The organism is Streptomyces sp. NPDC000134, from assembly GCF_042899225.1.
In the GTDB taxonomy this organism is placed as follows: Bacteria; Actinomycetota; Actinomycetes; order Streptomycetales; family Streptomycetaceae; genus Streptomyces.
The window spans coordinates 106,453-119,266 of the sequence record NZ_JBIAZN010000020.1 but is presented as its reverse complement, the minus strand read 5'-3'; the positions used below and the strand labels follow the sequence as shown (position 1 = coordinate 119,266).

The window sequence follows — 12,814 nt, the reverse complement described above, 5'->3', positions numbered from 1 at the left end:
TATGTCTCAGAACAACCTCACTGCCTCGACGCGGGAAAACCTCGTGGGCGAAATTAGAAAGGTCGCACCCGCTGCGGTGCTCGTCCGGGTATTTCCAGTTCGGCGGGGCTTCACCTACCTGTTCGAGCCCGATTTCTACCGCACGTTTCTCGACCACAAGACGGAAGAGAGCGTGGCGCGGCTGGTGCGTCGGACGTTCGGCGACCTCGCGGACTGGCGAGTCGCCCACGACTTCTACCTTCCGACGGGGGAGCTTTATCTCACCCCGGAGCCGCACCAAAAGGGATACATCCCGGAAGACGACCAGTCCTTCGGCATCGTACCGGCACGGCGTATAGAGATATCTGACGGGAACTTCGAATGAGCGAGATAGCCACGGACCTGGTGTGGTCGGAGTCCAAGGCGTGCAGGGGCTCGCGGCTCGTTCTGCTCGCTCTCGCCAGGGAGGCGGACGATCAGGGGCGGGCGACCCTCACCCTGGAGGAGATATCGCGGCTGACAGGGCTGACGGTCCGCTCGATCACGACGTGCCTCGGTGACCTGACATCGCTCGGGGAGCTGAGCCGCGAACGCGGTGGAGGGGCGTCCAACCCCAGCAGGTACTCCATCCTCCTCGGCGGTCAGGCCGGCGGAACGGCGTCGCGCGAGGGGACGGAACTTCCTTCTTCGGGCTTCGCTGTGCCGCAATCCGGAAGGAACTTCCAAGCTGACGATTCCCGGAAATCCCCTACGACGCCGTCAAATTGGAAGTCTCTTCACGGGGAGCCGGAAGTTACTTCCTCGCGTGCGCGTGGTGGTAGTACTCCCTACGGGAGTACTACCACCACCAAAAAGCAAGCTAGCTTTGCTGATTCGAATCTCCGGGAAGTTCCGGCCGGACAGGCTTCGGTCGAGGTCCCGGCAGGCGCCCGGGAGCTGGTGGCGGCGATGACCGGGGCCGGGATGGTCGTCGGCTGGCGACTCACCGACGCGGAATGGGATCGGGTAACAGCCCTCGCGGCCCGTTGGGGCCACGAACGGCTAGTCGAGATGGTCGCCCCGCGCTGGAACGCCGAGCGCCCGCCGCTGTCCGCCCGCTATCTGCTGCGCATCTGGGCGGACCTCCCTGACCATGCCCCGGAACCGGCGGCCCGGACGAACGTCGTTCCGCTGCGGAGGCAGCCCGGCACGTGGGTCCCCTTCCAGAACACCGCCCAGCCCAGCGCCTACCAGAACGGATTTTGATCATGGCCCCAAACCCAGAACGCGCGGGCAGCGCCGCATCGCTGCGGGCCATGGAACGGATACTCGCAGCGAGAGGGCTACAGGCCGTGCCGGAAGCGATTGACGACGACTCGCCGGAGGAGAACCCGGGCCATCGGCAGTGGCACCACCGGGCCCGTGCGGAGTACGCCCTGGGCCGCTGGAGCGCAGCGACGCCGCCCCGGTACCGCGATGCCGACGCGACTCTCCCGGAGGTTCAAGCCTGGGCCGACCGGGCTCTGGCCGACTACGCCGCCGCCGGCGCTCTGCTCCTGACCGGCCAGACCGGCACGGGCAAGACGCACGAGGCGTACGGCGCACTGAGGAGGATCGCAGCCGGCGGCCCGGACCGGTTCGAGGTGATCACCGTGAACAGCGCCGACATGTACGGCAGGCTGCGGCCCTCCCAGGTCATGGGCGCGGCCGAACGTGAGCTGCGGCGGCTCAGCGAGGTGCAATACCTGCTGCTGGACGATCTCGGCACGGCGAAGACCTCCGAGTGGACCGAAGAGGTGACGTACCGCCTCATCAATCACCGGTACAACCACTGCCTCCCGACCGTCATCACGTCCAACCTGCCCGCCCGGGACGAGAGCGGGCCGGACTTGACCGGCTTCGTCGGGGCCCGGGTGGCGAGCCGACTGGCCGAGATGGTGACCAGCCTGGTCCCGATGATCGGCACGGACCGTCGGCGCGGCGGGAGGGCGGCCTGATGCCCGTTCGCCTGCAAGGGACGGCACCGGACGCCGCCCTGACCACAGCCTGTGCATACGTGGGGCCCCTCAGCCTGTACGCGAACCCGTTCACGGCTGGAGACCACAGCCCGTCGCCGGCCGGGACGCCAATGGACGCGGAGGAAGCGGTGAGCCTGTTCGCCGCGACGCTCCAAGGGCCGGTCGGCCGCTGCTACGCGGACGAGTTCGCCCACGCGCTCCGCGGCCTCGACCTCATGTGCACCTGCCCCCTCGACGTCCCGTGCCACGCGGATGTCCTGCTCCATCTCGTCAACGCCCAAGGCGACAGCAACACGATCTTCACCAGCAACTCCACGGAAGGCTCCGCGATGCCCCACCCGATCATGGTCTCTGCGGCTGAACGTCTCACGGCCGGCGAGAAGCGGCGCACCGCCGCTCGGGAAGACGCCTTCCGCACCTGGGGCCCCCGGTCGACCAAGGCGGCAGCCCACTACGCCCGCCAGCTCCTCGGCGCCGAGGCGGCCACACTGGAGTGGCAAACGCTGGGACTTCTCGGCTTCGAGGAACACTTGCAAGCCTTCGCGTCGCTCGACACGACCGGGGGCCAGCACCTGGAGCTGTACTACACCGACCAGGGCGGCACAGAACGAATTTCTTTGCGGGTGTCGTGTGTGAGCTGCCCGAGTCAGTACGTGCACGAGGTCACGTCCTTGGAACAGCTCGGACAGCTCCTCTCGCAGACACCGGCATGGCAGGGCATCAGCCCGCGCGACGGGGGCAACCTCTGATGTCACACACGCACATAGACACGGCTGCGGGAGCCGAACAGGGGCGCTACAGCCTGCGCGGTATGACGGCCTGGGACCGCAGTGCGATCATCCTTCTCGGCGCGGCCGGCTTCGCCTTCTCGTACGACGCACTGCGTCAGATTGCCCTCGCGATCCACGCCAGGGAGACCTTGTCCTACCTGTTCCCAGTGTTCATCGACGGGTTCATTGCCTACGGCGTGCGGGCGATCGTGCTCCTTCGGCACCAGCGGTTCGCCGCGCGGCTCTACGCCTGGTTCTTGTTCCTCGCGGCGACCGGAGCGAGCCTCGGCGCGAACTCTCTGCACGCCGTCACGTTGAACGATTCTCCGCAAGCCGGACGGTCCGCGCTGCACCTCGCGGACAGCGTCGTCGCGGTGTTGTCGATGCTCGCGCCGCTCGCGCTGGCGGGATCGGTCCACCTCTACATCCTGATGGTGCGGACGGCTGAGCGAGCGGTCCCGGACCGGGCTGACACCGGTCCCGGACCGGTCCGTGAGATGTCTCCGACGCTCGAACGTGTCCCAGTCCAGCAGGGTCCTCGTCCGCTGGAAGCACAGGGGTCAATGCCTCCATGGTCGCTGACGAGCGGTCCGTCCGCACCGCAGGACACCGCCGCAACACCCGTTGACCTGCGGAAAGCCGAGCCCTGGCCCGACGAAGAACCGCGTACGGAGGACGCCGCGGCCCGCCCGTCCGCAGAAGCGGACGGAGCGGAGGCCGAGGGCAAGAGCGCGGACGGACCGGACGGCGACCCTGCGGACCACGCGCCATCCACGGCAGTTCCGGAGGGCACAGAATCCTCTGCGCCCACGGCGGTCCGCGCCCCTGCGGACGGAGAAGAGCCGTCCGTCCCGGACGACGCGGGATGCTCCCAGGACCGGGAGGCGGACGACGACTGGTTGGCGGAGCTGCTGCCGATCGCGCGGGCCGCTACCGAGCGGGCCGGACGGACCAGTCGTGAGGTTGTCGGGGACGCCGTCCGCAAGCACCAGGCGATCAGCAATGACCGTCTTGGTGTGCTGCTGGCCCGGCTGAAGGAAGAGGACGAAGAGGCGGCGAAGGCACCCGCCGCCGCCTCCAGCGCCCTGTGGTGATCTCATCTCATGACGGGCCTGGAGTCTGTGCAGCTCGCGCCGTACAGGCCCCGGCCGGTCAGCTTGATCAGGAAGGAACGACGATGTGGTCTCGCCCACGCGACCGGGCGGAAGACGCCGCCCGCGCCGACGTACAGGCGGCGTCCGCCCTCTCGGCTCACCTCCAGGGCGGGGGCCGTCTTGTGCCGGTGCAGGCGGCCGGCCTGGTCCTGGCGGCTGGTGAGGTCGCCTTCGCGGATGTGGCGTGCTCCGCCGCCCGCTTCTACGGGACAGAGGTCGACCACCCGGCCTCGGTCAGCGGCTATTTCGAGAACCACCCGACCTTCGGTCGGCGGTGGGTGAGCAACGGTCGCCTCGACGTCCGTCGTCGGCAGGAAGCGGAGGACGCCGCCCGTCCGCAGTGGCGCGATCACACCGGCGCCCGGGTGGTGCTCACCTCAGTCGGGGTACGGCTCCTGCCGGTGGGGGCTCATGAGTGGATGCCGTTCGACCACGCTCTCCTGACCGGAGTCGCTGCTGAACCACCCGCCGTCGTGTTGTCGTACAGCACGTGCGCGCCCCTGCTCCTGAGCGGCCCGGCCGCCCCGTGGCTCGGCGTGGCGATCGAGCACCTACACCACGTCTCCGCGTAGGACCGTAAGCCGCTCCGCCAAAAGCCGGAACTTAATTCCTGGAATTAGGTTCCGGCTTTTGTTGATTCGAGTTGTCCGCGAACGCCTGCAAGGATCCAGGCACGGCCAACGCCATAAGGCTTTACGGCCGTGGAGATCCGTTCGGGATCCCCTCCGAATCACGCAAGGGGCTGATGGCCTTGATACGAGTACGCGCCCGGCAGCTCGACCGTCTCGCCGATGCGAGATACGGTCGAACTCTTTGACAGGTAAGACAGGCATGTAGAGCTACACGTTCCGGCCTGCTTCTCAATTTCTCCGGCATCCGCCGGTAAAGCCCGCAGGAGGACCCCCCCCCCCCCTTCTTCCTGCGAAGGAGCGGCGCGGCCCCTACCCCCCGCGGGGCCGCGCCGCTCACACTTCCGAAATCTCTTTGCACCAAGGTTGTGTTCACGCATGCCTCGATCCACCCGTTTCATACCTATATCAGCCGAAATAGGTATGGTTGGTTCCTTGATTCTCCTGTCGGCCGCCTGTTCCAGCTCGAACAGTGGCACCCTCGCGACCTCCATCCCGTCCACGCACCCCCACTCCGTCTCGGCGGGCATCCCCGACGCCGCCCCGTCGCACGGCGGCGCTACCGCCTCCCCGTCAACCACCCGGCTCCCGGCAGGCGCCGAACGGACGGCGCGGGCCTTCACTACGGCCTACGCGGAACACGATGCCCGCGACGGCGCCGACAGCTCGTACGCGGATGCCGGCGCTCGGGCCGCCCGGCTCGCCTCGGGGGAACTCGCGGGCGTGCTCGCCCAGAAGCGCCCCGGCCAGGACGCCGCCTGGACTGCCCTGCGGGCCGAAAAGGCTCGCCAGACGGCCAAGATCACGGCCGCCATGGTTCCCGACGGCGCACCCGCGGTGACGGCCTCCTCCGCTCTCGTCCGCGTGAGCTACACCCTCACGACCACCCCCAAGTCCGGGCGCTCCCGCAGCAGCAGTGAACAGCTCGCGCTCCGCCTGGAGCACACCTCCAAGGGCTGGCGCGTCACCGCCTTGCCCTGGGCGTGACAGGGCCGCGATGAACAAGGGCACGCAAGCTGGCCTGGGACTCGTCACGGCCGGGCTCATCACCGGTGTCGCCATGCTGACCACGTTCGGAGGGGCCGACAGCGCCTCCGCGCAGGAGGCCGGTCCGGGTGGCGGTATCACGACGGACGCCCCCGTGCCGGGCTGGGTCCGCGAGCTGATCAACAAGCACGCGGGCGAGTGCCCGCAGGTCACAGCCTCGCTTCTGGCAGCTCAGCTCTACACGGAGAGCCACTTCAACTCGGGCGCGACCTCGCCCGTCGGCGCCCTCGGTATCGCGCAGTTCATGCCGGGGACCTGGGCCCAGCACGGCAAGGACGGCGACGGCGACGGGACCAAGGACGTCCGCAATCCCGCCGACGCCATCGCCGCGCAGGCGTCCTACGACTGCACCCTGGCCGCCGAGGTCAAGAAGGTGCCCGGCGACTCGACGGACAACATGCTGGCCGCGTACAACGCGGGCGGCGGCGCGGTGATCAAGTACGGCGGCGTCCCGCCGTACCCCGAGACCCGCGACTACGTGCGCAGCATCCGCTCACTGGCCTCGAAATGGGCCGACGCCGTCCGCCCGGACGCTCCGGCTGGCAAGGGCGCCGCCCGCGCGATCACGGCCGCGAAGACCGCTCTGGGCACTTGGTACCAGTGGGGCGGCAGTTGCGTCATGCCATACAAGGGCATGGGCGGCTGTGACTGCTCCTCGCTCACCAAGATGGCCTGGTCAGCGGCAGGAGTGAACTTGCCGCGTACTACGTACGACCAGGTCCACGCAGGGGCCGCCGTCAAGGCCGTTTCCCAACTCGCGCCGGGTGACCTGCTGTTCTCCGTCCCCGGCTCCGCCGGACCTGAGCACGTCGGCATGTACATCGGCGGCGGCCAGGTCATCGACGCCCCGCACACCGGGGCTCAGGTGCGGATCAAGCCGCTCTCGTACTGGAAACCGCAGATCATCGCGATGCGGCACGTCGGCTAATCATCCCAACAAATCCCAAATCACTATTTACAGCACCAAGGGGCTGAACATGCACAACTTCCTTTCTGCTGTTGCAGATCCTTCCCTGCACACGACCCTCGCCGCCGGTGCCGATGTCGTGTCCGGCGTGAAGCCGGACTGGGGCCCGTTCGGAAAGCTCGGCGGCACGGCGAAGGTCATCCTCGGCGTCATCGCGGCCGTTGTCCTCGTCGTCGGCGCCGGCGCTTTCCTCGCCGGTGTCGGCAAGTCGAAGGGCTGGTTCGGTGAGGGCCACTCCACGATGGACAGCTCTCGTGGCAAGGGCATGATGGTCGGCGGCCTGACCTGCGTCTTCCTCGTGGCCAGCTTCGGCACCATCTTCGCTATCACGTACGGCATGGGTGTGTGACCTATGGCTCCCCGATCCCGAAGGAACGTTTCCTCCTCGAAGACCAGCGGAGCGCGCCGCCCGTCGGCCCTGCTCTGGGGCATCGCGGCCGGCGGTGCTGTGGTGGTCACCGCGGCCGGGGTGGTCGTCAGCATGGCGACCGGTACCCCTCCGGCTGCGGCCCCCTCTGCGCCCGCACCCGCCCACTCGGCTCCGCATGCCAGCGGCGAAGGTGTGCGCGAGCTGCACGGCGTCCCCCTCGGCTACCCGCACACCCGCTCCGGCGCAAAAGCGGCGGCGGCCAACTACACAACGGTTGCCGGAAGTTCGCGGTTCCTCACGGACAAGAATGCTCGGCACGCTGCGGTGGCCGCCATGGCGGCCAAGGGCACGGCCGATGCGGCGGTGAAGAAGGCCGACCACGCGGCCGTTGACGCGGTCGGCTCTCTGCGGGGGGACACCTCCAAGATCTCCGCCAAGAAGGCCGTCGCCCGTACCGGCGTCCTCTCCGCTCACGTCCTCAGCGCCGACGCCCACGGTGCGATGGTGCGGCTGTGGACGACGACGGTTCGCGGCAGCGCGGCCGGGCGCGCGACGCCGAAGGCGGGCTTCCAGTCGGTGACGGTCACGCTCACCTGGGAGTCGAACGACTGGAAGCTGAAGGACAGTTCGGCCTCCTCGGGGCTGGTCGCCCCGATCGACGTACGGCAGGCGTCCAACGTGCCGGGCGACTTCTCGGACTACGTTTCGGCCGCTGCAGAAGATCCCGTACTCAGCGGCACCGAGGACCAGAGCGGGTTCCCGGCCCCGTACGGACACGATGAGCGCGGTGCTCGTGCCGCCGCCGTCAGCGCCACGATGCTCTACGGCGACCCGCGGTTCTTCACCGATGAGGACTGGCGGCACCAGATGCTGACGGCCACCGCCGCGTCGAGCGTGCTGCACTCGGTCACCTCGGACAGCGACTCGACGGCTCGACTGGTCACGGAGAATCGCGGGGTCGGCGCGGACGGGACGAGCGCCGACGGCAGCGAACTGATCACACGGACTGCGGCGCTCGCCACCCGCTCGATCTCGTACTCCGACCAGGCCGCGAGCATCGAACTGTGGACGGCGTCGGTGGGCGGCGTCGCCGGGAAGGACGAGACGCAGCCACCGCAGGTCGCCTTCCTGCGGATGACCGTGGATCTCGTCTGGGAGCACGGCACCTGGAAGACGACGGCTGTCACTCCGTCCGAACCGCTCGTGCCGTCGCCGCCGGCCATGCAGGAGGCAGACCCGGCCGCCAGCTTCGCGAACGTAGGGGGTGCCAGTAATGCGCCTGCGACTGCGTGACGATGCCCCCGGCCTGCTGACCGTCGAGCGGGGAACGCCGGGTCGCTGGCGCCGCCGCCTCCAGGCGGTGGCGATGGTCAACGTGATCATCGGGTTCGTGTTCGTGCCCTCTGCGGTGGCGAATCCGTTCTGCTACATCCCGATGGTGTGCGAGGCGAAGGCGGCCATCGACTTCGTCAAGGACCCGCTGGGGTTCCTGCTCCAGAAGCTCACCGAGGCGAACATCTGGTTCCTGCGCAAGATGCTGGAACTGATCCAGAACACCACGAAGATCGACCTTACGAGCCCCGGCTTCCTGAAGCAGTACGCGATCATCTTCGCGGCCTCCAGCCTGCTCACCGTGGCCCTGTGGCTGATCGCCGTGGCCAAGAGGGCGGTCCGCGGAGTCGCCGTGACCACGGCAATCTCCGAGGCGATCAGCTTCCTGCTCCTCCAGTTCGTGGTCAACGCGATGACGCCGGGTGCGATCGCACTGCTGATGAAGGCGATTGACGAGGTCACGGCCATTTTCGAGCCGTACGCGACATCGAACTTCAAGCCGTTCCTGGAGAACATCCTCAAGGTCATGGCCTCGAACCCCACCGAGGGCGTGGGACAGCTGCTGGTCGTCAACCTGATCATGATGTGCGGCGCCCTGCTGATGTGGATCGAGCTGCTGATCCGCAGCGCGGCCATCTACGTGGCCGTCGCGCTCGGGCCCATCGTCAATGCGGGGCTGGTCGACCGCGACCTGTGGAACAAGAGCAAGAAGTGGTTCGGCGCCATCTTCGCGATCGGCCTGAGCAAGCCGGTCCTCTTCGCTCTGCTCGGCCTCGGCGGCGCGATCCTGAGCGACACCTCGGGAAGCATGTCTGACGCGGTCTCCAAGACCTTGGTCGGCGCGTTGATCCTCCTGCTCGCCGTCTTCGCGTCCGCCACCCTCTACAAGTGGGTGCCGGCCTTCGGCGATGAGATGGCCAGACTCCACCACGACCGGAAGAACGCCCAGTCCTCCGGCCCGGCCGCCGCTATCGACGGCCCCGGCCAGCACGCCAACCGGGCGATGGGCGCACGGGTGCAGGACTCCTTGGTCGGCGGCTCCAAGTCCGCCGGTGCCAAGACTGCGGGCGCCAAGAGCGCTGGCGCGAAGATGGGCGGCGGTACGGCTGTGGCCGGACCGGTCGCGGCCGGTGCCGCCGTCGCCAAGGCCGGTATGGACATGGCGAAGAACAAGGCCACCACTTCCCCGGGCGCGCAGGGCACCGACGCCTCTGGAGGCGGCAAGCCGGAGCAGTCCGAAGGACAGCAGGGCGGCGACTCCGCCGGTACGTCCGGTGCACCGGCCGCCGCACGTCCGCAGGGAGCGACCTCCGATCCGGTCGTCAGCTCGTCCCCGGACTGGTCCTCGGCCGGTGGCCACGCCTCGGCCGGACGCCCGCCGAGTGCCAACGGCGCTTCGAGCACCGTCCAGCCGCCGTCGCCCGGTCCGGGCACTTCGGGCTCGACGCCACCCGCCTCCCCCTCCTCCGCATCAGGAACCACCTCGGGCTCCGGGCCCTCCGTCACGCCCCCGCCGCCGTCGCGGCCCTCGGGCGGCCAGGCGCCCGGACGACCGAACCCCAGCAAGGATCAGTGACAGCCCATGTCGACTCGTACGTATCAGTTCGGAAAGCACCGTCCCACGGGACTGGTGGGCCGCCGCGACCTCGGCGAACAGGTCGTCCTCGGCGGCGGCGCCGTCACCGGCATCCTGTTCGGCTACCTCTTCAACGGCGTCACGGCCATCGCCGCGACGTGCCTGGTCCTGCCGATCCTGCTCGCCCTGGTCATCGTGTACGCCCCGTACCGGCCCAAGGGCACGTCCCAGCGGCGCACGCTGTACCGCTGGTGGCGGATCAACCGGTACCACCGCAAGGCTCTCCGCCGCACCGGCGGCGTGTGGGTGTCCCCGGCCGTCGAGGCCGGCGTGCGCACTAACGGCACGCCGCCGGACGCGGCCCTGGTAGAGCCGGAGGGCGTCACGGGAATGACGTGGGTGCCGGTCACGGTCCGCGGGCAGCAGGCCGTCGTGGTCCTCCAGCCGGAGGCCGGATGCGTCACGGCCACGCTGGAGATCGCCTCGCCCGGTCTCGGCGGCAAGGAGGTAGGTGAGCAGGTCGTCGCCCTGGAGCGCTGGGGCGAACTCCTCGACGCCTTCGGCAACGTCGAGGAACACCCGGTGAAGCGGATTCAGGTCCTCGCCCGGCAGATGAAGAGCGACCCGTACGCGCACCAGCGGTTCATCGCGCAGCGCGACGAGTCGGCCGCGACGGCGGACGCGCCGCAGTGGCTGAAGGACTCCTACGACGTGCTCGCCGACGCCGTGTCCACCAGCGCGGAGGAGCACCGCTACTACATCACCATCCACGCGAAGTTCACCCGCGATCTGGCGGCCGAGGGCGCCGCCCGCGGAACCGGTGACGAAGGGATCGCCGCCGCGATGGCCGCGTACCTGGATGAGCTGTGGTCACGCGCGGAGGACGCTGACCTCTCCGTGATCGCGCCCCTGGACGCGGGCCGGCTGACCGCGTTCATCCGGAACTCCTACGACCCAGACCACGCCATCTGGGACACCGACCTTCGGCAGGCGCACGCCTTCCCCCGCAACGTCGACGTCCGCGACGGCGCCCACCTCTCCACCCGCGCGGCGGGCTCCACCGAAAGCTGGTACCACGCCACGGCCGCCGTAGTCGGATGGCCGACCACCCCCGTCGGCCCCGACTTCCTCTCGCCCCTGCTCATCGGGATGCCCGACGTCATCCGCACCATCTCGATCACGCAGCAGCTCGAACCGAACGACAAGGCAGTGGAACGGATGCTCGCGGAGGACACGAACAACCAGGCCGAGATGGACCGCGACCGCAAGCGCGGCAAGAACATCGACCCGCGCGACCAGATCGCCGCCACCGCCACCGGATCACGCGGCATGACCCTGGCGTCCTCCGGCGCGGCCGGCTCCGCCGTCGTCGGCTACATCACCATCTCCTCGCGCAGCGCCGAAGAGCTGGAGCGCACCAAGCGCACCACCGCCTCCCGCGCCCGCAACGCGCACCTGCGGATCGAATGGCTCGACCTCGAACACGCTCGCGCCTTCGCCACGACCCTGCCCCTCGCCGGAGGCATCAAGTGACTGACCTCCTCGACCTCGCCCCGCTGTCGCCGATGTACGAGACGGTGCGCCGTCCCCTCTACACCGAGACGACCACCAGCCAGGCCCTGTACCTGCCCATCGCCCCGCCGACCCTCGGGACGGCGGGCGCGATCATCGGCCGCGAGTTGTACTCCGGCAAGGCGTTCATCTACTGCCCCTTCTCGGCCTTCGGCGACGGCCTGCCCGGCGGCAACATGATCGTGATGGGCGACACCGGCCGGGGAAAGTCGGCCCTGACCAAGACCTACGCCGCCCGACAGATTCGCCTCGGCCGTCAGGTCGTCGTCCTGGACACCAAGGAACAGAAGGAGCGCGAGGAAGGCGAGTGGGCCGCACTGGGCCGCTCGCTCACCGGCAAGGCCCCGGTGAAGTTCGCCCCCGGCGAGGGCCGCGGAGCCTCTTGCATCAACCCGATGGACCCCGCCATCGCGGGCAAGCGGCAAGTCGAGCTGGTGCGCACGATCGTGGAACTCGGCCTGGGCAAGACCCTGGACGAGTTCGCCGGCTCCGCGCTCCGCATCGCGATCCGCCGGGCCCACCAGCGGGCCGGAGACCTCGGCCGCACCCCGGTCCTGGCCGACGTCGCAGCCGCCCTGCGCTCCCCCGAGGAGTCCGACGCGGCGGCCAAGCAGCGCACGCGGGACGAACTCCTCGGTGACGGACTTGAAGCGTCCTACGTCCTGGACCGCCTTTGCGGAAGCGAGCAGGATGCGACGGGCGACCTCACCGGCATGCTCGACGGACCGACCAGCCTCGGCGTGGACCTCGACGCCGGCATGATCGTCTTCGACCTGACCAAGGTCCCGTCCGGCGGCGTCGCCATGACCATCCTCGTCGCAGTCATCAGCGTGTTCCTCGAAGAGGTCTGGCTTCGGCCACTGTGCGAGTGCGGAACGGAACCGGGAGCGCACGACCGCATCGTGGTCGACGCGAACTCAGGCGCCTGGGAGCTGGGGCCGAACCAGAACACCGGCTGCCGCCGCTACACCCAGCGCAAGCGCATCCTCGTCTGCGAGGAAGCCTGGCACATCCTCGGCACACCCCAACTCGCGAGCCTGCTGGAGAAGTTCCTCAAGTTCGCGCGGGGATATGGCCTGTCCTGCATCTTCATCGTCCATCACCTGTCGGACATCGACGACAGCCCGGAGACCCAAGCGGCGCTGAAGATGGCCGACACCATCGTGATCTACAGTCAGAAGAAGGCCGAAGCGGAAGCGACGGTGGCCCGGCTGGGCCTGCCGTCCTGGACGGCCGAGCACATCATGCGCCTGCGCCGCGGGATCGCGCTTTGGAAGGTCGGCGAAGTGATCTACCCCGGCGTCCAACACCTCCTGGTCGAGGCCGAGCAGCACCTGTGCTTCTCCTCCGGCTCGATGACCGACCTGACCAGCATCTCCCCGGACACCGAATGAGCGGCCACCGCCACCTCTCCGCTGCCC

13 protein-coding genes are annotated in these 12,814 nt (G+C 68.8%); all 13 read left to right on the top strand.

Features of this window, described 5'->3' with window-relative positions; genetic code table 11:
• The first annotated feature begins 1 nt into the window (after window position 1).
• Window positions 2-364 (top strand): hypothetical protein, encoded by a 363-nt coding sequence (locus ACFY32_RS27025; protein ID WP_390675505.1) that lies wholly within the window; start codon window positions 2-4, stop codon window positions 362-364.
• Window positions 361-1,224: a hypothetical protein gene (locus ACFY32_RS27020; protein ID WP_390675504.1), complete on the top strand. Its 864-nt coding sequence runs from the start codon at window positions 361-363 to the stop codon at window positions 1,222-1,224. Before ACFY32_RS27025 ends, ACFY32_RS27020 begins: the two co-directional genes overlap by 4 nt.
• A gap of 50 nt (window positions 1,225-1,274) precedes the next feature.
• Complete coding sequence (locus tag ACFY32_RS27015) at window positions 1,275-1,955, top strand: ATP-binding protein (RefSeq protein WP_390675536.1); 681 nt, start codon at window positions 1,275-1,277, stop codon at window positions 1,953-1,955.
• Window positions 1,955-2,725, top strand: a complete 771-nt coding sequence (locus ACFY32_RS27010; protein WP_390675503.1) for a DUF6195 family protein — start codon at window positions 1,955-1,957, stop codon at window positions 2,723-2,725. Before ACFY32_RS27015 ends, ACFY32_RS27010 begins: the two co-directional genes overlap by 1 nt.
• Before the next feature lie 62 nt (window positions 2,726-2,787).
• The gene (locus ACFY32_RS27005) at window positions 2,788-3,840 is read left to right on the top strand and encodes a DUF2637 domain-containing protein (protein WP_390675502.1); all 1,053 of its coding nucleotides are present in this window, start codon (window positions 2,788-2,790) and stop codon (window positions 3,838-3,840) included.
• 83 nt (window positions 3,841-3,923) lie between these two features.
• Window positions 3,924-4,472 (top strand): hypothetical protein, encoded by a 549-nt coding sequence (locus ACFY32_RS27000; protein ID WP_390675501.1) that lies wholly within the window; start codon window positions 3,924-3,926, stop codon window positions 4,470-4,472.
• Between the two features lie 492 nt (window positions 4,473-4,964).
• A complete protein-coding gene (locus tag ACFY32_RS26995; protein WP_390675500.1) occupies window positions 4,965-5,516 on the top strand; it encodes a hypothetical protein in 552 nt (183 codons plus the stop codon).
• Window positions 5,517-5,526: 10 nt separating this feature from the next.
• Window positions 5,527-6,504 (top strand): NlpC/P60 family protein, encoded by a 978-nt coding sequence (locus ACFY32_RS26990; protein WP_390675499.1) that lies wholly within the window; start codon window positions 5,527-5,529, stop codon window positions 6,502-6,504.
• 49 nt (window positions 6,505-6,553) lie between these two features.
• Window positions 6,554-6,892 carry a hypothetical protein gene (locus ACFY32_RS26985; protein WP_390675498.1) on the top strand — a complete coding sequence of 113 codons (339 nt, stop codon included), beginning with the start codon at window positions 6,554-6,556 and terminating at the stop codon, window positions 6,890-6,892.
• A gap of 213 nt (window positions 6,893-7,105) precedes the next feature.
• On the top strand, window positions 7,106-8,206 hold the full coding sequence (locus tag ACFY32_RS26980) for a hypothetical protein (protein ID WP_390675497.1): 1,101 nt from the start codon (window positions 7,106-7,108) through the stop codon (window positions 8,204-8,206).
• A gap of 73 nt (window positions 8,207-8,279) precedes the next feature.
• Window positions 8,280-9,821 carry a hypothetical protein gene (locus ACFY32_RS26975; RefSeq protein WP_390675496.1) on the top strand — a complete coding sequence of 514 codons (1,542 nt, stop codon included), beginning with the start codon at window positions 8,280-8,282 and terminating at the stop codon, window positions 9,819-9,821.
• 6 nt (window positions 9,822-9,827) lie between these two features.
• Window positions 9,828-11,354, top strand: coding sequence for an SCO6880 family protein (locus tag ACFY32_RS26970; protein ID WP_390675495.1), 1,527 nt, complete (start codon window positions 9,828-9,830; stop codon window positions 11,352-11,354).
• A complete protein-coding gene (locus tag ACFY32_RS26965) occupies window positions 11,351-12,787 on the top strand; it encodes an ATP/GTP-binding protein (protein ID WP_390675494.1) in 1,437 nt (478 codons plus the stop codon). Before ACFY32_RS26970 ends, ACFY32_RS26965 begins: the two co-directional genes overlap by 4 nt.
• Window positions 12,788-12,814 lie beyond the last annotated feature (27 nt).